16 protein-coding genes are annotated in these 22,353 nt (G+C 34.5%); 15 read left to right on the top strand and 1 reads right to left on the bottom strand.

Features of this window, described 5'->3' with window-relative positions; translation table 11 throughout:
- The first annotated feature begins 55 nt into the window (after positions 1-55).
- The 5 genes from GKE48_RS13030 to GKE48_RS13010 all read left to right on the top strand — a co-directional run bounded on the left by GKE48_RS13030 (position 56) and on the right by GKE48_RS13010 (position 4,639).
- Positions 56-271 carry a helix-turn-helix domain-containing protein gene (locus tag GKE48_RS13030; RefSeq protein ID WP_015560982.1) on the top strand — a complete coding sequence of 72 codons (216 nt, stop codon included), beginning with the start codon at positions 56-58 and terminating at the stop codon, positions 269-271.
- Positions 272-339: 68 nt separating this feature from the next.
- On the top strand, positions 340-1,845 hold the full coding sequence (locus tag GKE48_RS13025) for a type I restriction-modification system subunit M (protein ID WP_154301269.1): 1,506 nt from the start codon (positions 340-342) through the stop codon (positions 1,843-1,845).
- Between the two features lie 40 nt (positions 1,846-1,885).
- Entirely contained in the window at positions 1,886-2,986 is a 1,101-nt protein-coding gene (locus GKE48_RS13020) for a restriction endonuclease subunit S (protein WP_330583141.1), read from the top strand.
- 116 nt (positions 2,987-3,102) lie between these two features.
- Complete coding sequence (xerA, locus tag GKE48_RS13015) at positions 3,103-4,086, top strand: site-specific tyrosine recombinase/integron integrase (RefSeq protein WP_330583140.1); 984 nt, start codon at positions 3,103-3,105, stop codon at positions 4,084-4,086.
- A 13-nt stretch (positions 4,087-4,099) separates the two neighbouring features.
- A complete protein-coding gene (locus tag GKE48_RS13010) occupies positions 4,100-4,639 on the top strand; it encodes a restriction endonuclease subunit S (RefSeq protein ID WP_154301267.1) in 540 nt (179 codons plus the stop codon).
- On the opposite strand, the gene GKE48_RS13005 is transcribed toward GKE48_RS13010, so the two are convergent.
- A complete protein-coding gene (locus GKE48_RS13005) occupies positions 4,636-5,352 on the bottom strand; it encodes a restriction endonuclease subunit S (RefSeq protein WP_154301266.1) in 717 nt (238 codons plus the stop codon). The genes GKE48_RS13010 and GKE48_RS13005 overlap by 4 nt on opposite strands.
- A gap of 259 nt (positions 5,353-5,611) precedes the next feature.
- On the opposite strand from GKE48_RS13005, the gene GKE48_RS13000 reads away from it, so the two are divergent.
- The 10 genes from GKE48_RS13000 (at position 5,612) to GKE48_RS12950 (ending at position 22,298) form a co-directional block, all read left to right on the top strand.
- The gene (locus GKE48_RS13000; RefSeq protein ID WP_154301265.1) at positions 5,612-6,886 is read left to right on the top strand and encodes an FRG domain-containing protein; all 1,275 of its coding nucleotides are present in this window, start codon (positions 5,612-5,614) and stop codon (positions 6,884-6,886) included.
- A 1-nt stretch (position 6,887) separates the two neighbouring features.
- Positions 6,888-10,031, top strand: a complete 3,144-nt coding sequence (locus GKE48_RS12995) for a type I restriction endonuclease subunit R (RefSeq protein ID WP_330583139.1) — start codon at positions 6,888-6,890, stop codon at positions 10,029-10,031.
- Between the two features lie 297 nt (positions 10,032-10,328).
- Positions 10,329-11,762: a 3'-5' exonuclease gene (locus GKE48_RS12990; RefSeq protein ID WP_154301263.1), complete on the top strand. Its 1,434-nt coding sequence runs from the start codon at positions 10,329-10,331 to the stop codon at positions 11,760-11,762.
- Positions 11,759-12,439 (top strand): DarT ssDNA thymidine ADP-ribosyltransferase family protein, encoded by a 681-nt coding sequence (locus GKE48_RS12985; protein WP_154301262.1) that lies wholly within the window; start codon positions 11,759-11,761, stop codon positions 12,437-12,439. The genes GKE48_RS12990 and GKE48_RS12985 overlap by 4 nt, the downstream gene beginning before the upstream one ends.
- Complete coding sequence (locus tag GKE48_RS12980) at positions 12,426-14,003, top strand: ADP-ribosylglycohydrolase family protein (RefSeq protein ID WP_154301261.1); 1,578 nt, start codon at positions 12,426-12,428, stop codon at positions 14,001-14,003. Before GKE48_RS12985 ends, GKE48_RS12980 begins: the two co-directional genes overlap by 14 nt.
- 140 nt (positions 14,004-14,143) lie before the next feature.
- Positions 14,144-15,679: an ATP-binding protein gene (locus tag GKE48_RS12975; protein WP_154301260.1), complete on the top strand. Its 1,536-nt coding sequence runs from the start codon at positions 14,144-14,146 to the stop codon at positions 15,677-15,679.
- 737 nt (positions 15,680-16,416) lie between these two features.
- Positions 16,417-17,001 carry a DUF6933 domain-containing protein gene (locus GKE48_RS12965; RefSeq protein WP_154301259.1) on the top strand — a complete coding sequence of 195 codons (585 nt, stop codon included), beginning with the start codon at positions 16,417-16,419 and terminating at the stop codon, positions 16,999-17,001.
- 115 nt (positions 17,002-17,116) lie between these two features.
- Entirely contained in the window at positions 17,117-17,710 is a 594-nt protein-coding gene (locus GKE48_RS12960) for a hypothetical protein (protein ID WP_154301258.1), read from the top strand.
- A gap of 26 nt (positions 17,711-17,736) precedes the next feature.
- The gene (locus GKE48_RS12955) at positions 17,737-18,759 is read left to right on the top strand and encodes a virulence RhuM family protein (RefSeq protein ID WP_154301257.1); all 1,023 of its coding nucleotides are present in this window, start codon (positions 17,737-17,739) and stop codon (positions 18,757-18,759) included.
- Positions 18,760-19,568: 809 nt separating this feature from the next.
- Positions 19,569-22,298 (top strand): AAA domain-containing protein, encoded by a 2,730-nt coding sequence (locus tag GKE48_RS12950; RefSeq protein WP_154301256.1) that lies wholly within the window; start codon positions 19,569-19,571, stop codon positions 22,296-22,298.
- Positions 22,299-22,353 lie beyond the last annotated feature (55 nt).

Genomic DNA, 22,353 nt, shown 5'->3' with positions numbered 1-22,353 from the left:
GATATAATAAGACTAAAATAAAAGACTATTTGACGTGATAATCGGAGGAAATAACATGTCAGAAAATCAAGTAAAAATAACTTATAAACCTTTATGGAAGTTGTTAATTGATAAGGATATGACGAAAACTGAATTAAGAAAGAAAACACAGATAGCACCAAGTACATTTACCAAAATGAACAACGACCAACAAGTATCGTTAGATATTTTAGCTAGGATATGTGTTGAATTGAAATGTGGCTTTGATGATATTGTGGAAATAGAACGATAGTGATATTGCAAAATGAAGAAACATGTACAGATAAATATAGCAAGGTGCTAATAGAAAGGAATTTATAAATGGCAGTTCAAAATAATGCTAATATTGGATTTGAAAAACAAATATGGGATGCGGCTTGTGTTCTTTGGGGACACATTCCAGCAGCAGAATACAGAAAGGTTATCGTAGGACTTATTTTTCTGCGTTACATATCAAGTGCATTTGAAAAACGCTATCAACAGCTTGTTGAAGAGGGTGATGGCTTTGAAGATGATAAGGATGCATATGCAGAAGATAATATTTTCTTTGTACCGGAGGATGCCCGTTGGAGCAAGATTGCTTCCGCAGCACATACTCCAGAAATCGGTACTGTTATCGACGAGGCAATGAGAGCTATTGAAAAGGAAAATACAACTCTTAAAAATGTGCTTCCAAAGAATTATGCAAGTCCAGATTTGGATAAGCGAGTATTAGGCGAGGTTGTTGATCTTTTCACCAATATGGATATGGGCGATACAGAAGAAAGCAAAGACCTTCTTGGCAGAACATATGAGTATTGTATTCAGCAGTTTGCAGCATATGAAGGTGTTAAGGGTGGCGAATTCTATACTCCTGCAAGTATCGTTAAAACAATCGTTGCTATTTTGAAACCATTCAAAAATTGTCGTGTATATGACCCATGTTGTGGTTCAGGTGGTATGTTTGTTCAGAGTGCAAAGTTTATTCAGGCACATAGTGGTAAGCGTGGCGAAATTGCAGTTTATGGTCAGGAGTCTAATGCAGATACTTGGAAGATGGCAAAAATGAATATGGCTATTCGCGGTATCGATGCAGATTTTGGACCTTATCAGGCAGATACATTTTTCAATGATTTACATAAAACGCTTAAAGCTGATTTTATTATGGCAAATCCGCCCTTCAATCTTTCAAACTGGGGACAAGACAAGTTAAAAGATGATGTTAGATGGAAATATGGAACGCCGCCAGCAGGAAATGCCAACTATGCGTGGATTCAGCATATGATACATCATCTTGCACCGAATGGAAAAATCGGTCTTGTGCTTGCTAATGGAGCTTTATCATCTCAGTCTAGTGGTGAGGGAGAAATCAGAAAGAATATTATTCAGGCTGATCTTGTGGAAGGTATCGTTGCACTTCCTACGCAGTTATTTTATAGCGTTACAATTCCGGTTACACTTTGGTTTATTTCTAAGAACAAAAAGCAGAAAGGTAAAACTTTATTTATAGATGCCCGCAAGATGGGTTATATGGTTGACCGCAAGCATAGAGATTTTACCGATGAAGATATTCAGAAGTTGTCTGGTACATTTACAGCATTTCAAGATGGTAAGCTTGAAGATGTGAAAGGATTCTGTGCTATAGCAGATCTTAATGAAATCGAAAAGCAGGACTTTATTCTTACACCGGGCAGATATGTTGGTATTGAAGAAACTCCGGATGATGGAGAACCATTTGAAGAAAAGATGACACGCCTTACATCAGAGCTTTCAGATATGTTTGCAAAGTCTCATGAATTGGAAGAAGAAATTCGTAAGAAATTGGGGGCGATTGGGTATGAAATGTAAGTTGTCGGATATTTGCGTTTTTCGTAAGGGGAAAGTTGATGTGTCAAAACTTACCTTGAAAACATATATATCTACTGAAAATATGTTGCCAAATAAAGGAGGGGTTACGGAGGCAAGCTCTCTTCCCACAGTTCAGTTAACTCAGGAATATAAAAAAGGAGATATCCTTGTATCTAACATCAGACCATATTTTAAGAAAATATGGCAAGCGAAATGTGATGGTGGTTGTTCAAATGATGTTTTAGTATTTCAAGGAAATTCAAACATAGATGGAGATTTCCTCTACTATATACTTGCTAATGATGATTTTTTTGCCTATTCAATGGCAACTTCAAAAGGCACAAAAATGCCAAGAGGCGATAAGACTTCAATAATGCAATATGAAGTGCCGATATTTGATATAGATACTCAAAGAAAAATAGCAAGTGTTTTGAGGAGCTTAGATGAAAAAATAGAACTGAATTCTACGATAAACAATAATTTAGAGGAACAATTAAGTGCCTTATTCGTAAATATGTTTGGTCATTCTATAGATTCTCTTGATAATAGTGACATTAAATTAGGCGACTTAATTGAAAGTGTCGATAACAGAGGGAAAACACCACCATTATCTGACGAACCAACAGACTATCCAATAATAGATGTTAGAGCATTATCCAGTAATTCAAGAATAATTGATTACACCAACTGTACTAAATACGTTTCCAAAGAGACATACAATAATTGGTTCAGAAGTGGACACCCTAAAGAATATGATATTCTCATTTCAACTGTAGGTAGTTTGGCTGAAATGAAAATCTTTCTAGGAACTATAGGCTGCATTGCTCAAAATGTTGTAGGATTTAGAACAAAAGATATATCACCACTCTACTTGTATCAATATCTGAATTACATAAAAAACGACTTAGTAGCATACAATATTGGTTCTGTTCAACCAAGTATTAAGGTAACTCATATAATCAAACATTCTATCTATGTTGCTTCAAAAGAAGATATAGAAATATTTGATAGTATTGCTCGAAACATTACAAAAAAAATATTTGCAAATTGCCAAGAAAACGAAGCATTAAAGCAAATGCGAGACACTCTTTTACCTAAACTGATGTCTGGTGAGTTTGATGTTTCAAACATCAAGATTTAAGCCACTAAATTATTGTTTATAACATATCCCATAACTTCCGTGGGTGGCGGGAGTTAATATCAGGGGACTTCCGCCCCATAGTCGTTCTCTAAAAATATTTCAAAGGAGAATTGACTGTGAAACAGGATTTAATCAAAGATGTTATTCTGGGAATGTTACCTTACCTGAATAATGCACAAAATGAAAAACTGCAAGAGGTGTTGCGATACACTCTTGCAAAGTATGAGGTAACAGGAAATCAAAACAAAGAGAAATACTCGGAGCAGAACTATATAGAATTATTTATATCAGCAAAGCGAATAGAGGGCTGCTCTGAGAAATCTCTTAAATACTATAAGGCAACTATTGAAGCCATGCTTGATGAACTTCAAAAAGATGTTAAACACATAGTAACAGACGATATACGCGGATACCTGACAGAATATCAAGAAAAGAAGAAGTCAAGTAAGGTTACTATAGATAATATCCGCCGTATCTTATCCAGCTTTTTCTCTTGGTTAGAGGATGAAGATTACATACTGAAAAGCCCAGTCAGACGAATACACAGAGTAAAAACTGGTACTAACATTAAGGAGACATACTCCGATGAAGTGTTGGAGCTTATGAGGGATAACTGCACAGAGCTTCGAGACTTGGCGATTATTGATATGCTTGCTTCAACGGGTATGCGTGTTGGCGAAATGGTACTGCTCAACAGAGATGATATTGATTTCAATGAAAGAGAATGTATCGTGTTCGGTAAAGGTAGTAAGGAACGAGTGGTCTATTTTGACGCTCGTACAAAGATACATTTGCAGAACTACTTGGATAGTAGAACGGACGATAATCCGGCATTGTTTGTTTCGCTGAAATCGCCTCACAAAAGGTTAAAAATCGGCGGCGTTGAAGTTCGTCTGAGACAATTTGGAAAGCAATTAGGAATTAACAAGGTACACCCGCACAAGTTCAGGCGTACACTTGCAACTGTGGCGATAGATAAAGGAATGCCTATTGAGCAGCTTCAACAGCTTTTGGGGCATAGAAAGATAGATACGACCTTGCAATACGCAATGGTCAAACAGAGCAATGTTAAGATTGCCCACCGAAAATACATTGGATAGAGAGGAAAATATTATGGCTGAATGGATAACCACTACCTTGGAAGAATGTACTGATATTTTGGGAGACGGACTACATGGAACACCTAAATATACAGAAAATGGAGAATACGCATTTGTCAATGGAAATAACCTCGTAGATGGTGAAATACTAATAAAAAAAGAAACAAAAAGGGTTGATTATAGCCAATATGATAAGTATAAGAAACCATTAACAAATAGAACAATTCTAGTTTCCATAAACGGAACCTTGGGTAATGTTGGCGTATATGGCTCAGAAAAAATAATTCTTGGAAAAAGTGCCTGCTATTTTAATGTTAAAGAATCTGTGGACAAAGATTTTATATATTATATCGTTTCATCGCCGACATTTAAGCAGTATCTTGAGAGCAATGCAACAGGAACAACAATAAAAAACATTTCTTTAAAGCAAATGAGGGAATACACTTTTGAGTTGCCAGAAATTGGTGAACAAAAGAGAATATCTTCCGTTTTACGAAAAATAGATGAAAAGATTAAAAACAACAGAGCAATAAACAATAATTTAGCGGCTTAAAGGTCCATGTCGGAGACATCAAGCTCGCCAGACATCAACTTTGGCAAAAGAGTATCTCGAAGTACAGCAAGATGTTCGTTTTGCTTGCCATTGGCAAAAATCTGATTAAAAATTGATTTGCAATAATCGTCAAATGCTATAATTTTATCTACTGGCGGAATTAAAATAGTTTCCGTTTCGATAAAACCTGAAAAATCAAGGTTCTTAATACCTGTTGTGCCGTTTTCATAAGAGAAAAAGACACCTTTACCATACAGGTATTGCCAATAATAGTAGATAAACAGACTGTATCCTTCTTTTGGCTTCATTGCCTTACAGAAATTTGTGCAAACCATACCACTATCATAACGATCGAGTAATGATTGAGTTATAGCTGTACATCTTCCGGTTGATTGAGTAGGACTACCTCCTGAAATTTCAACAACAATGTCACCGGCTGCAAGTTGTTTTGCGGCAAAGTTTTTAGGAAGAATATACCTTGTGGGCATTTTGCCTTTATTGCCTGCTTTGACTTCGGGAATATCTGCACCTCTGATGCAATAAACCTTTTCAGTATTATTGCCTGTTGGTGCTTCTTTTCCCCAATCGCCATTTAAAGTTGATTTAATAAGTTCAGAGAATGTTCCTGTTGACCATTCATTGTTTTCGGGATTGTCTATAAACCATTCTTTGAATATCGCCTGAGCTTGCTGCTCTAAATTATTGTTTACCATACTTTGAAGTGTTTTGGCTTGCAGTGCAAGGGTTAGTTGCACCAATTGCTATTTCATCGCTTGTAGTCTTATTTACTGTATCTGTTGTCAAGATAGTAATAAAAGCGAAGGGAGATGACGCCATGGGAAGTAAAGTGAAAGAATTCGTAAGTGTAATTTTTGATATTTTATATACTATGAGCGCTAATTTGGCAGGTGGTGCACTGCTAGCCAAAACACTTCAAAGGATAATCGTTTAGTTTGCAAAGGAGTAGATAAAGTGGCATATAAAGAAATTGATGAATCTAATATAACATTGATTGATTCAGTTAGTTCTTTTATTGAAATGATAAGACAGGTAAAAGAGACGAAGGAAGCTCAAGACGGAACTTCCACTGAATTGTATTTCAGGGGTCAGGAGACTGAATTTTGGGATATTGAGCCGAGTATATTTAGAGATGATATGCTGAGTATTGAACATAAATTGATGCAGATACCATTGCAGAAGTCACCAACAGAATTTAGGGACTTGAATTCGATGTTTGATATTATGACTAAGTACCAGCATTATGGGATGTGTACTCGTCTTTTGGATTTGACTACGAATCCGTTGGTTGCACTCTACTTCGCATGTAAAAAGCATGGTACAGTAAAATACGTTACAGAAGATGGAGAAGTGGAAAAAGAACCATATGGAGTGATTTATTACACGGACAAATACTACTCATCTCAATCCACAGATACTGAAATTCAAATCGTGTCTGCCTTGGCGAGTTATGATTTGGAAAAAGAAAATACTTTGTCTGATGTTCTTGAAAGACTATATCATGATCGGATTATAGACGAAAGAACAAAGGATAATTGGTTAGTAAATTACGGAGAGTTTGTAAAAATAATACAAAATAACTACATGGTAATGCCAACTTATACAAATGAAAGATTGAGAAAGCAAAGTGGAGTATTTTTACTGACAAGCCTATTTTCTTTTAATAAAGAGAATGAAGTCAAGAATTCTGTTATATCAAAAGCAAAGGGAAAACTAAAAGAAGAATTTAGCGATACATGTTTTTATATTTCAGGAGAAGATAAAGAAAATATTTTAAAGGAACTAGATCTGTATAACATAAATGAGGCTACTTTGTTTCCTGAATTAGAGCATCAATTAAGTTACATAAAATATGCAAATCGTAATCTGGTTAATCCTGTTACAGATTTTACAAAATATGAAGAAGAGTCTGCAAGCAATAAGCAGGATATAGGTGTAAAACAACCGGAACTTGAACAATACATTCTTGATAATTTCGATGATCAATTTAAAGATATTATTGGTGAAGAAGATGTTAGGGAAGTATTAAACATAATAAAAGAGCATTTTACTGTTGATTGGTATAAGCGTAATCCAATACTCAGCAAAATAAATATGTCTATTACAGGATATTATTTAAAAAAATGTCAATCTAGGGATACCGCGAAGCAAAAGGCAGAACAGATTGTGACATTATTAAACCAAATGGTTGAAGATTTTATTACAGCAACGGATGAGAGAGGTGAATAAAGTGTCAGCTAATTATACGGAAGCTAATTATGAAAATTCAGTTATAGAGCTATTTAGAAATGATTTAGGCTATGAATATGTTTATGGTCCGGATATAGAAAGAGATTTTTACAATCCGCTATATGAGGAAGTTCTGCTTGATTCTCTGTATCGTTTGAACAGAGGCCTGCCTGATGATGCTATTCAGGATGCCTTATTTAAGCTTAAAAACTTTGAAAATGGAGAACTTGTGCAGAAAAATGCTGCTTTTATGGACTATCTGCAAAATGGAATTCCGGTAAGATATTTTGTGGATGGTGAGGAGCGTTCCTCTATCGTTTATCTTGTTGACTACAAAAATCATGACAATAATTCATTTATCATAGCGAATCAGTGGACTCTCATTGAAAATAGTAATAAGCGTCCGGATGTAATTCTCTTTTTAAATGGCTTACCGGTTGTATTGGTTGAGTTGAAATCCCCTTCGCGAGAAGAAACGGACGCTTCTGAAGCATACAGACAGCTTCGTAATTATATGCAGGAAATCCCATCTATGTTTATTTATAATGCTATCTGCGTTATGAGCGATCAGTTGACATCTAAGGCAGGTACAATCACTTCAGGTGAAGACCGCTTTATGGAATGGAAAACGAAAGATGGAGATTATGAGAATACACAGTTTGCACAGTTTGATACTTTCTTTGAGGGAATGTTCAAGAAAGAACGACTGCTTGATATTATAAAGAACTTCATTTGTTTTTCAAATGAGGGTATAAATGCATTCAAAATTCTTGCAGGATATCACCAGTATTTTGCAGTTAGAAAAGCGATTGAATCCACAAAACATGCTACTGTTACGGATGGTAAGGGTGGCGTGTTCTGGCATACACAAGGAAGTGGTAAGTCACTTTCTATGGTATTCTATGCACATTTGTTGCAGGAAGCATTGGATAGTCCAACGATAGTTGTTATTACCGATAGAAATGATCTTGATGATCAGCTTTATGGGCAATTTGCAAAGTGTAAAGAATTCTTAAGACAAGAGCCGATACATGCTGAAAGCAGAGAAAACTTAAAGTCTTTGCTTGCCGGCAGACAGGCAAATGGTATTATTTTTACTACAATGCAGAAGTTTGAAGAATCTCACGAAGCTTTGTCGGAGCGAAACAACATTATAGTTATGGCGGATGAAGCACACAGAGGACAATATGGACTGACAGAAACTGTTGATGCCAAAACCGGTAAGATAAAAATTGGAACGGCACGAATTATCAGAAATACTCTGCCTAATGCTATATATATCGGATTTACTGGTACTCCTATTTCATCAAAAGACCGCAGCACTCGTGAAGTATTTGGTGATTATATTGATATTTATGATATGACACAGGCGGTTGAGGATGGAGCAACAAGACCTGTTTATTACGAGAGCCGAGTTATCAAGCTTAACCTTGATGAAGATACTCTTAGGTTGATTGATAGTGAATATGATGTTATGGCTGAAAATGCTGATGGAGAAGTAGTTGAGAAAAGCAAGCGTGAACTTGGTAAGATGGAAGCTGTTCTTGGCAATGATAATACTATCAATTCCCTTGTCTGTGATATTCTTGACCATTATGAGAATAACAGAGAGAATCTTTTAACAGGAAAGGCAATGATTGTTGCTTACTCTCGTCCTATTGCGATGAAGATATACAAGCGTATCTTAGAACTTCGTCCTGCATGGACAGAGAAAGTTGGAGTTGTTATGACTTCTGGTAATAATGATCCGGAAGAGTGGAGAAAGATTATTGGCAATAAACATCATAAGGATGAACTTGCTAAGAAATTCAAAGATAATAACAGCCCTATGAAGATAGCAATTGTCGTTGATATGTGGCTGACAGGCTTTGATGTTCCTTCACTTGCAACTATGTATGTTTATAAACCAATGTCTGGACATAATCTTATGCAGGCTATAGCTCGTGTAAATCGTGTATTTCGTGATAAAGAAGGCGGACTTGTTGTAGATTATGTTGGAATTGCTTCTGCATTGAAACAGGCAATGAACGATTATACTTCTCGTGATAAAAAGAATTATGGTGATACTGATGTCGCAAAGGTAGCATATCCGAAGTTCTTGGAAAAGCTTTCAGTTTGTCGGGATATGTTTCACGGATATGATTACTCGAAGTTTACAGGTGGAACAGACCTTGAAAGAGCAAAAACTATCAGTGGTGCAGTCAACTTTATTATGGACAGAGAGAAAGTGGATGATAAGGGCTCATTTGTAAAAGAAGCACTTATGCTGCATCAGGCATTGTCTCTTTGCTCTTCTCTGGTTGATGAAGACAGTCGATTTGAAGCAGCATTCTTTGAATCAGTGCGTGTTCTTGTCCTTAGACTGACTAATACAGGAGTTGGGAAGAAGATTTCTCTTCCAGAAATGAATACAAGAATAAATGAGCTTTTAAAGCAGAGTATCAAGAGTGATGGAGTTATCAATCTTTTCTCAGATATCAAAGAAGAATTTTCACTGTTTGACCCGAAGTTTCTTGAAGAAGTTGCCAATATGAAAGAAAAGAATCTCGCGGTTGAACTTCTGAAAAAATTGATTGCAGAACAGGTTTCAGTATATCGCAGAACTAATGTAGTTAAATCTGAGAAGTTTAGTGAAATTATGCAGCGTTCGCTTAATGCGTATCTTAATGGTATGTTGACAAATGAAGAAGTTATTGAGGAAATGCTGAATCTTGCAAAACAGATTGCAGCAGCCAAAAAGGAAGGTGACCAGCTTGGGCTTACTGCTGACGAGCTTGCCTTCTATGATGCATTGACGAAGCCACAGGCAATAAAGGATTTCTATGAAAATGAAGAACTGATAGCAATTACAAAAGAACTTGCAGACACTCTCCGAAGAAACAAAACAATTGACTGGCAGAAGAGAGAATCGGCAAGAGCAAAAATGCGTATGCTTATAAAGAAACTGCTGAAAAAACATAAGTATCCGCCTGAAGGTATGGAGGATGCAGTTCAGACTGTTATGACACAGTGTGAACTTTGGACAGATAATAATGATATGGGAGAAGAAAAGGTTGTGGATTTTAGAAAAGCCGGATACACATATATGCAAGAAAAAAATGATGTGTTGATGGTGGCTGAGGAAAGAGAGGTATATGGAAACTAAAATAGTTAAAGATTAGTTTGAGATGAAAAGAAAATGTATGATTTGTGCAAAACTAAAATTAGTTTATAAAATAATAAATGATTTTAAAAACAAAGCAGAAGTGTTTAGGGAAGTTTGTGTCAATTATTTTTTATAAGATAATGAAAAGTATTTTGCACGTGGCATAGAAGATATATGTGACAAAAATGGGGGGAGGGGATTATAGTGATATAAGAGACCAAGTATTCAAAATACTTGGTGGAGTATAAAGAAATCATTAAGTGTGTTATAGTATGAATAAATATATGGAGGTAAAATATGGCATTATCACAGCCGAGAGGAAAACAATTAGAGGTATTAGATTTAAAACCAGAAGGACATAATGTTGTTTTGGGTACAGCTGGTAGTGGAAAAACAACATTAGCTATTTATAGAGCAATTTATCTTGCCACTTTGGATGATAAGGAAAGAGTGTTGTTAGTTACTTTTAATACGACACTTGTAAAATATTTAGAGGCTATAGTTGGCTCAGAAATTCCTAGAAACATTGATGTTAGAAATTATCACAAGTTTGCAAGAGGATATTTAGCACATAGGAACAAGATGCCGAGATGGAATGGTATAGTTTCGGGAATGGAAGATGGCGATAATAAAAAGCAACTGTTTGTAAGAAGAGCATTGGAAAAGGTGAAAGCAGAGAATGGAACTAATAGTACATTAAAAAGATCAGAAGAAGTTTTTCTAGAAGAGATAAATTGGATTGAAAAAATGGGAATAAAAACACTTGATGAATATGAGAAAGTTGAACGTGTTGGACGCTTTGATACGCGGATAATAAGAGAAAATAGGAAATATTTTTTTCAAGTATATAAGGCATATCTTGAGGTAAGAAAAGAGGAAGGGTATTTATATGATTGGGAAGATATAGCACAAACAGTATACGAAGAACTAGATAATGATACGGAAAAGAGAATGTATAAGCATATTATAGTGGATGAAGGACAGGATTTATCACCTATAATGCTTAAGTCACTTGTTAAAGCTATTCCGGAGGATGGAACATTTACTTTTTTTGGTGATGTTGCACAACAAATTTATGGATCACGATTGTCGTGGAGAGAAGCTGGATTAAAAATAGTAAAAAATAAGATATGGTATTTTGATCGTAATTATAGAAATAGTAAAGAAATTGCTAAATTTGCAGTAGCTATTTCAAAATCAAAATATTTTGAAGATAAGCAGGATTTGGTAGAACCAGTATTACCTACAGCATCGTCTCCATTGCCTGCAATTGTAAAATGCAAAGATGAAGAGACGGAGTTAGAGTGGATAGTAGAGACGGCGATAAGAATGTCTGGAAATCAGAGCATTGCAATTTTGGTTAGAAACCGAGAACTAGTTGATTTAGTAGAGGAAAAGTTGAGAACAAAAAAGATTATTCCACAAATTCTGAAAAATCGGATGGGAGTATTGGATTTAAATGCAAAAATTTCAATAGGAACTTTTCATTCAGCTAAGGGATTAGAATTCGATATGGTATTTTTACCTTTTTGTTCTGTGAAATATCTGCCATCAGAAGAAAGAATTTTAGCAAATGAGGGCAGAGACGAAGCATTAAAGGAAGAAGCAAAATTATTATATGTAGCTATAACAAGAGCAAAAAGAGGATTAATATTATCGTATACTGCAGAAAAAACAGAGCTATTGTTAGAAGTAGATGAATCGTTGTATGATGAGAGGGAATTAAAATGATAGATGAAATATATGAGGAAATTAGAAAAAGAAATATAACTAGGCTATGTCATTTTGTTCATACAAATGTACTTTTACATATATTGAACAACAATGAAGGTGTTAAAGCTGTTGATTTTATAAATCAAGATGTTTTGATTCAAAATGATAAATTGCGATTAGATGGCAAAACGGAATATATTAATTGTTCTGTCCAATATCCCAATTGGTGGTACTTACGTAGAGTAAAAGATAATAACCCTATATTTTCAGATTGGGCAATCCTATTTATTGATCCTATAGTTGCTACTATTGAAACGACACAATTTTGTAAGGTTAATGCAGCTACTCGCTATGGTGCATATATTTATAAAGGAGTAGAAGCATTTCGAGAAATGTTTTCAGCAAATGTAGGAAGGCAAAATAGGACAATTGATATGTTACAGAATGCACCTACAGATGATCAAGCAGAAGTGTTAGTTTATGAGAGTATTCCAGTATCAATGATTAAAGGAATAGTATTTGAAAATGAGAAAATTGCAAGACAAAAAATAGTTGAATGGAAGGTAATGGGATTTCCTAAAATCGATGTGTTTATTTCACCAGAATTATTTGATGTATCAACAAGTGGAAAAATAAGAAGTGGAGTAGAACCAGTAGTAAGACCATATAGGGAGGAAAAAAATGAGTTGTTCTAAAAAGGAAAAATATACAGGGGCGTTAATTGGAGCAGCAATAGGTGACGCATTGGGGTGGCCAAATGAACAAAATAGTAAAAACATTAGAAAGAATAGAAATAGCATAAGAACATATGTGGAGTGGAATCGTCGTGCAGGCGGAAAATACTGGCCACATGAAGAAAAAATTTGTGCGGGTGAATATAGTGATGATACACAACTAATTATTGCCACTGCTAGAAGTTTATTAAGAGGTCGCCAATGGAGTAATTTTTTTCGCCAAGCAGAATTACCAGCGTGGTTGAAGTATGAAAGAGGAGGCGGAGGAGCAACCAAGAGGGCGGCACAAAAGTGGGCTAACAATATATCTCCGTGGGATGAGAAAAGCAATTCACCTTTAGAAATAAAGGATTACTTTATGGCTGGTGGAAATGGAGTTGCAATGAGAATCCTTCCACATATATTTAGAAATGAAGAAAATGCCGAAAAAATCATGGAACAAGTTGTTTTAAATGGAATGTATACTCATGGACATCCACGAGCATTGATAGGGGCTATGTTATATGCGATGGCAGTGAGAACATTGATACAACAGGATGTTGTGTTAAGTTATGGAGAATTGATAGATGTATTAATAGAAGAGAAACAATGGAGTAAACTTCCAGAGGTGAACAATATTGCTATATGGAAAAGTGAAGCTGAAAGATATGCACAATATGATTATGACCGAATGTGGAATGAATGTGTAATAGAAACAATAAATTATTTAAAAATTGCAAAAGAAGCATTAAATCAAGGCATTTTGGATTTAAGAGATGATACTCTTCAAAAATTGGGATGTTATAATTCGAAAATAAATGGTGCGGGGAATGTCTCAGCGGTAGTTTCAATCTATTTATTTTCTAAGTATGCGGATGATCCTACAATGGCAATATATGAGACTGCGAACTTAAGTAATGCAGATACAGATACATTGGCATCCATGGTTGGTGGATTGGCTGGTGCTCTAAACGGCAAAGATTGGATTCCAATAGAGTTAAGGGGAGTACAAGACTATTCATTATTTGAATACCTTGTAGAGCAAATGATGGATGAAAAGTGTGATTTCCTCAATAGCGATAAAAAATATAAGCTATTTAATAATGAGAAAATGGCAACATTGAAAATAGGAGAAAGTATAGAGTGTCTTCCTTTTGGAGAGATAACACTAAAGGAGATAAGAGAAGATAAACCGAAACGAGCAGACATGTATGTAAAGGTATATATATGGAAAACAGCATATGGACAAACAATTTTCTCGAGGAAAATAGGGAAAAAAGCATTAAATTTAGAACAGAGCGTACAGTATGAAGTAAACGAAAAACATAGTTCAGAAATTTTGTTTACGGTACAAAATTTACGTGACATTAAACAGATTTTAATTAAAGTATCTGATGCCAATGATTTTGTTGAAATTTTATGTGAGATTATGAAAATGAAGGAAGAAAATAGAATTTCAAAAGAACAAATTGATGGGATGAAATCAAAGTGGAGGCAGTATAAGATGACAAAGAAGCAGATCGTAAATATATATGAGCTGTTGTAATTGTCAATAATGAATTATGTATAATAGTTGTGAAATAAAAACAAAGTTACTAAATACAGTGGTATAAGTCTGTGATTTAGGGGAAGTGATTACTATAATAGTTAAATAATTCTAGGGAAAATTATAGGAAGGTAAATGCAATGACGATTGAAGAAATTTTATCAATGGAAGAAAATCAGACATTTGATCGGAAAAGTATAAATATTTCTCCAAAGGATTTGGCAATACCGATTGTTGCATTTGCTAATGCGGATGGTGGAGATATTGCAATAGGTATAACCGATAAGACAAAAAGAATTGAAGGCATTGATTTTGAAACCAAGAAGTTAAATGAACTTCTAAGAGTGCCATTTGATTTCTGCAATCCGACTATTAAAGTCGGAATAGAAAAAGTTCCATGTGTTGATGAAAAGGGAAGAGAGAATCATGTACTTGTAATGCATATTGATGCAAGTCCACAAGTGCATGCAAATCAGGCAGATGATGTATTCTTAAGAGTTGGTGATAAATCTAAATTACAGACTTTTGAAGAACGCCTTCAGCTTAATTATGACAAGGGAGAACGATACTTTGAAGATAAGGCTGTGCCTGATGCTACGATTGATGATATAGATATGGACTTTGTAAAAGAATATATAGATGAGATTGATTATGGGAAAAGTCCATTGGAATATCTCAAAGAAAACAGAGGCTTCATAAAAGAAAAAGATGGCGAGATTCAAATCAGTACCGCTGCAATTTTGCTATTTGGAAAGAATCCTCAAAATTTCTTTCCCCGTGCTAGGATCCGTTTTATACGTTATGAGGGAACAGAAGAAAAATTTGGAACAGAAATGAATGTTATAAAGGATGTTATCTTTGAAGGAACACTACTTAATATGATAAATGAGGCAATTGCATATTTGGATACGCAGGTAAAAGAAAAAACATATCTTGGACCAGATGGAACATTTGTTACAGATGAGGAATATCCTAAGTTTGTCAGACAGGAATTGATCGTAAATGCAGTTACTCATCGTGCTTACAGTATTACCGGTACGGATATTCAGATAAAAATGTTTGATGACCATATAGTAGTTGAAAGCCCGGGAAAACTTCCAGGGCTTGTAAGAGCGGACAATATACGTTTCACACATTTTTCCAGAAACCCTAAGATTGCAGAGTTTTTAAAGAATTATAAATTTGTAAAAGAATTTGGAGAAGGTGTCAATCGTATGTGTAATGAGTTGGAGCAGGTGGGATTAAAAGATCCTGTTTATCATACAAATGCTTTTATGTTGCAGGCGGTTATTTATAATTCAAAAGTTGGAAAAAATATTGTTGAAAAAACCGCTGATTCATTAAAAAAATTAGCTGTTGCAGTCAATAAGTCGTTGATTGATTACCAAAAGCCGGCGATTGGAGAAGAAAAGTCGGCGATTGACGATAAAAAATCGGCGGTTGATAGGATAAAGTCGGCGATTGAGCAACAAAAATATAATGAACCTTCGAAGGCAAATATTCTTAAGGTGTATGATGAAATAGAGAAAAATCAGATTTTTGGAACAAAAGAAATAAAAGAAATTCTTGATTGCTCACCATCCACAGCAAGAGCAGTCATGACAAAACTTAGAGACATGAAAGTTGTTAAAGTGGTAAATGGTAAAGGAAAGGGAAAGTATGTATTCATAGAATAAACATCAGATATAGACTATTGATGAAAGTAAAAGCTCTATGTATGGAAGTAGGGAGAAGGTAAAAATTGAATTGATTAAAGGTACAAATTTGTTTTAGGTAACGCTTATAATGAAGATGGGAAATGTCACAGAAAATGTCATAGAAATTTTGAGAAAAATCAAGTGGTTAAAATCAGAATATTCTAAGAAAAAGCTTTCTAAAGAGAGACGATTAAAGAGCTTTCTGAAAAACTAATATTTCAAAGTTAGTCTCAACGAAGTCTCACGAGATTTGAGACTGAGTGAGACTCTATGATATAGCAAAACGCGATAAAACCGGGATTTGCAGGTAAATTATAAAGTTGTAGTTTCGAGTCAGTCTCATTTCTGAAATTGTTTGCTGAGACTAACTTGAGACTGAGGAGGTTCAAAATCATGGACATAAGCAAAAAGGATTGGAAATTATTTCGAGAAAGATTATCAGGCAGGAAAATTATATGGAAGGTCTTGTTAAAGAGTATGCAAATTTTCTGAATGATGATAAAAAGCCTGCATCAGAGAAATTGTTGGAACTTGAAAACGGATAAAAGAAGATAAGCGTCATCCGGGTGTTATCATGTATATGAGTAAATCAGAGGTAATATGGGATATTGTTCGTCTCATTAGACTGAAAGTAATTACATATGATGATTTATCAGAATTCAGTGGAGAAATGAGGCGGGAAGTGAAAGAATACTTGAGATGAGCAGGTGATACATATGGAGATTGGTGCAACAAAAGCAGTTCAAGATCGACTAAAAACAACAAAGATTGAAGAAAGCAAAGGCGACTCACTTGTGTTCTGCTGGGACACACATTTGACGAAAATAAAAGGAAGAAATGTCTTGTTTATTGTGAATGCCAGTAATCGTTATACAATAGCAATGACAGATATTGAACCAAGAAACTGGAATTACTATACAATGTATATTCGCAGTGTGATTCATGGCGTGATGCAGGAAATGGGATATTCCGAGGAACAGATAGGGCAGTATTTTAAAATGTCAGGTGATACAATTGTAACAAAAACTCATGGTAGGAAATCGGTTGGTGGCATTAACAGAATGGTAATGGATGCACAGTATTTTGGTAAAAAGCTGGAGAAAGAAGCAAAGTATCAATGGGAGCTTAGTGAGTATCTGAACAGAGATATTTGCCAGCCAGAGGGATTTGATGCGTATGGATATCCGAACGAACTTTTTAAATTAGACATGGAACGACTAGGGATTGCTACTAAGAGAAAGCCTGCAAAGGTAATTGATTTTACCAGGTACATAGATACTAATCGCAGTTCTAACCATTAGCGCAAAAGAATTGTTAAAACAATTGTTTGGGCATAAGAAGTTAGTTTGCAATGACGAAAAGCAAGATGTATAAAATAATTCGTCGCTAAAAAAGTGACGGAAAAGGAGAACATTTATGAGCATAACATTTGAAATAGTCAAATTTAAAAAGCCAACAAAAGATGATTTGTCTAATTTACATATGTTTAATCCTTATGGTTCTATTCCAATATTAGATGATGATGGCGATAGCACGGGATGGAATATTTATATGTTCAGGGTTGATGATAAGGATATACAGAATATTATAAATAGCAGTTATGCAGTCAAAATGGAACTCCCAGAATGCATTACAGATTATGATAGTTTTTTTGAAGATTTGGGATTCCCTAAAGAGGTAGTAAGGAATGGAGATGTTCACATTATAAAATCCAATTCCAGATATATTACTATTTCTTATGGTGATAAATCAAAGGAGATAGAAAAAAGCAGGCTTGAAAAATATAAGGTGATGGTTCAAACAAAATGTGTTGTTTTGAAGATAAAGGCTTTATGGAACAGCAGTGAAAATAATCTATATTGTATAGATAAAAAGAAAGCTATAAAGTGTATACCAGATATTGAAAATTATGAATATGTTCCAGTTAATAATAGTATGCTGGCAAAAGCAGAAATTCCCTTCTTGATATTTGAAAGAAACCGGGGAAAATGTTTTATAGAGATGTATTGATAGAATCTAGAGAAAGGAATGCTTTTATGAGCAAAGAATTACAGATAAGAAATAGCACTGTGGATTTTCTAGTTTTCACACGAGATGCAGGAGAAGACGGAATAGAAGTCAGGGTTCAGAATGGTGATGTATGGCTTACGCAGAAAGCAATTTCGCAGCTTTTTGATGTAGATAGAAGTGTGGTTACAAAACATCTGAGCAATATTTTTAAAGAGGGGGAATTAAATGAAAATTCAACTTGTGCAAATTTTGCACAGGTTGCTGATAATGGAAAAACATACAACTACAAATTTTATTCATTAGCTGCAATTATTGCTGTGGGTTATCGCATTAATTCAGAGCGGGCAATGCAGTTTAGAACATGGGCAACAAAAGTATTGGATACATTTACAAAGCAGGGTTATGTTCTTGATAAAAGCAGATTGATTAATGGACAGATTTTCGACGAAGATTATTTTGAGCATCTTATTGCTGAGATTCAGGAAATCAGAGCAAGTGAGAGAAGATTTTACCAGAAAATTACAGACATATATGCAACAGCAGTTGATTATGATAAGAATTCCCAGGTGACAAGAGAGTTTTATGCAACAGTTCAGAACAAGATGCATTATGCAGTTCATGGTAATACAGCGGCAGAAGTGATAGTGGCAAGAGCTGATTATAATAAGGAACATATGGGACTTAAATCATGGAAAAATGCGCCTGATGGTAAAATAGTAAAAACAGATGTGTCAATTGCAAAAAACTACTTGGAAAAAGATGAACTTGCAGAATTAAATGAGATTGTGACAATGTATCTTGATTATGCAACAAGACAGGCACGAAGACATATTCCTATGACTATGGAAGATTGGAAAACAAAGCTTGACGCATTTCTTAGATTTAATGATGCGGATGTACTTCAGGATAAAGGAAAAGTAACAGCAGCTATTGCAAAGGAATTTGCAGAAAGTGAGTTTGAGAAATACAGAGTTATACAGGATTCACTATATGAAAGTGACTTTGATAAATTGATGAATGATATGGAAAAGAATGATGCTATCCATTAGTACCTCAAAATTTCTAGTTGCAGAAACATCGTCCGGAGATTATAATTTCCATAGGTGGATTTGCAAACTATCAGATGATTATTCTCTGAATAGTAAACAAACCTGCAAGCCATCGGAACTACACACAATAATGAAAGAATGTAATGGTACTGGATTGGTACTAAAAATATGTGAAACGAAAAATAACGTGTGGAAAAGATGTAAATATCAATACAAAACAGTATAGATAACTATATTGAAATAACCTAAATCAAACTAGATTCTGCGAGTTCGAGTAATGTACAAGAGCCAAGAAATGCCGAATTTACGGCTTTTCTTGGCTCGTTTTTGGTTGAGTGACAATAATTTTTGGAATATTACTTGGTTTGTTCAAGTGTGAGCTTATTAACTAAAGCATCTTGTTGTGTTACTTTTTCTTGATATGTTTCCAGCATTCTTTTTGCTGAGAAATAAGTCTCTTTATTTTCATACGAATGATTCCAGACTTTGAGAGATAAGTCTGGTTTAATCATTTTAATAATAAAAGGAATAATGATAGGTGGTATACTTAACACATAAGTGATAGACTCCATAAGATTCCAACCTAAATGTATTATACAAATAACGATAACAATATAATAAATTACATACAAAGCAATAGTAAAAATGGTTTTTCTTTTTATAGATTTTTTAAGGCGTGTGTTTTCTGCATTAAGAAAATAAAAGAGATTATGAACGATTAGGAATAGATTAAGAAAAGTTATTTATGTATTCAAAGGTACTATTTTGAATAATTTTTTCTAATAACAACCAGAAACAGTGAGGCCTAAATGGATACAAGATATTATATGATTATTATCAAGGGCGAGATAAAGACAACCGAAGTAATGTCATGTGTGTACGACACGGAGACACATAAATGGAACGTGAAATTTAATAATGGGAAAAGCTATCTCTATGCATATATGAATGTTGAGAAATTAACTAAGCCGGATGTTTTAAATCCTAAGTCGTATCGTATTAGCAGAGAGGGACGGGAGTTTTTTGATATAGATGCAATATCTGTGTTCAGAGGCAGACAGGAGTCTTATTGGCATATTTGTTTTAAAGACGGCAGTGAACGGGATTACTATGAGCACGATTTACATATTGCGGAGTCGTGCCTGAATGATAAAAGGTCTGCCGATGTATTCCAATATATAAAGCAGATTGCTGAATTGAGTAATATTAGAAATGAAGAGACGGGGGAAAAATTATCACCTAAAAGATTTGATAAAATTACTTATGTTGGTAATGAGGTTGCATTAGCGAAATATTTGAATCCTTCTTTATTGAATACTGGTAAAAGAGGGGGAGAATATGTTCCGATATTTCCATTTGGCTGTAATAACAGTCAGTATAATGCTGTAAAAAATGCGATGGAGAATCAGATAAGTGTAATACAAGGACCGCCGGGAACAGGTAAAACACAGACGATATTAAATATTATCGCTAATATATTGATGCTGGACAAAACGGTACAGATTGTATCTAATAATAATTCTGCAACTGAAAATGTATATGACAAACTGTCTTCGCCACAGTATAATCTGGGATTTGTTGCTGCAACACTGGGAAGTTCTAAAAATAAGAAAACATTTGTTGAACATCAGGATTCATCTTATCCTGATTTTTCAACTTGGAAAATGTTTGAAGAATTTGGTGAAATGCGTAAGAAAATATCAGAGCAATCCGTTAGGTTAAAAGAATTTTTTGATAAACAGGAAAAACTTGCTTATTTAAGGCAGGAATTATCTCAATTAGTTACAGAACAGCAATATTTTAACCAGTATGTTGAAGAATCCGATGTTAATACAGATAATATAAAGTGCAAGAAAATGTTATCATCAAAACAATGGATGATGTTATGGCAGGAGTGTCAGGCAATATCAGAGGAGAAAAAGACAATAGGATTCTGGTTTAAAATAAAGACATTTTTCAAGTATGGCATAACACACTGGAGTTTTTATAAGCAGGAATTTTCAAAGATAATTACAACATTTCAGGCTATGTATTATAAGGCAAAAGAAAAAGAATTATCTAAGCAGATTTCAGATATTGAGGGATATTTAAACGGTGTTGATAAGCATTTGCTTGACGATTTATGTGACAATTCAATGATTTTACTAAAAGACAAGCTGGCAAGAAGATATGAAGGGAACGACAGCCGGAGAGTATTTAGTGAGGATAATCTGTGGAAGGAATCCAATGATGTATTGAAGGAGTATCCGGTTATATTAAGTACCACATTTTCATCGAGAAATAGTCTGAATTCAGATGTGGTATATGATTATCTTATTATGGACGAGGCATCACAGGTAGATATTGCAACAGGGGCTTTAGCACTTTCTTGTGCGAGAAATGTGGTTATTGTGGGAGATACTAAGCAGCTTCCAAATGTTGTTACAGAAGATATGAGGGTCAGAGCAAAAGCTATATTTGATACATATAATCTGAAAGAAGGATATCAGTTTACAAAGAGCTTTTTGCAGTCAATTCTGGATATTATGCCTGATGTAACACAGACATTATTGCGAGAGCATTATAGGTGTCATCCTAAAATAATTAATTTCTGTAATCAGAAATTTTATCGTGGTGAACTGATTATTATGACAAAGGATAATGGTGAAGATGATGTTTTGTCAGTGGTGAAAACAGTTGCCGGGAATCATGAACGAAATCATTACAGTCAGCGTCAGATAGATGTTATAAAAAATGAAATTATGCCTAAATATAATTTCAACCCGGAAGAAACGGGGATTATTGCTCCGTACAGGAATCAGGTTGAAGCATTGAACAGGGAGATAACAGATATTGATGCAGCTACCGTACATAAGTTTCAGGGCAAGGAGAAAGACAATATTATTATATCCACTGTAGATGATGAAATATCAGATTTTGCGGATAATCCGTATTTGATTAATGTTGCAGTTTCAAGGGCAAAAAAGAAACTGATGTTGGTTGTGACTGGAAATGAGCAGTCAAAAGAACACAATATAACAGATTTAATAGATTACATTCAGTATAATAATTTTGAAGTTGTTGAGAGTAAGATTTATTCAATCTTTGATTATCTTTACAAGCAGTATACTGAGGAAAGAATAGCATATTTGCAGAAATATAAAAAGATATCAGAATATGACTCTGAGAATCTTATGTATTCATTGATACAGGAAATAATTGCGGATAATAAGTATTCAAGTTTAGATGTTATTTGTCATTTTCCATTGAATATGCTGATTAAAAATCCTCAACTATTAAATGACAGAGAGTGCCAGTATGCAATGAATCCTGCAACACATCTGGATTTTCTGATTTACAACAGAATCAGTAAAAAGCCGGTTTTAGCGATTGAAGTTGATGGATATGAATTTCATAAAAAGGATACCGTACAGGCTTCAAGAGATTTATTAAAGGATCGCATAATGGATTTGTATGAAATTCCATTATTAAGATTTAAGACTAATGGCTGTGGTGAAAGAGAAAAGATTGTAGGAATGTTAGATAATCTGGTTGGATAGTCGAGAGGAAATAATCCTATTATAGTGGAGATATCGTACTAAACTTTGAAAGTTT

It is taken from the genome of Lachnospira eligens (genome assembly GCF_009680455.1).
In the GTDB taxonomy this organism is placed as follows: domain Bacteria; phylum Bacillota; class Clostridia; order Lachnospirales; family Lachnospiraceae; genus Lachnospira; species Lachnospira eligens_A.
This window is presented reverse-complemented; position numbering and strand designations above follow the sequence as displayed.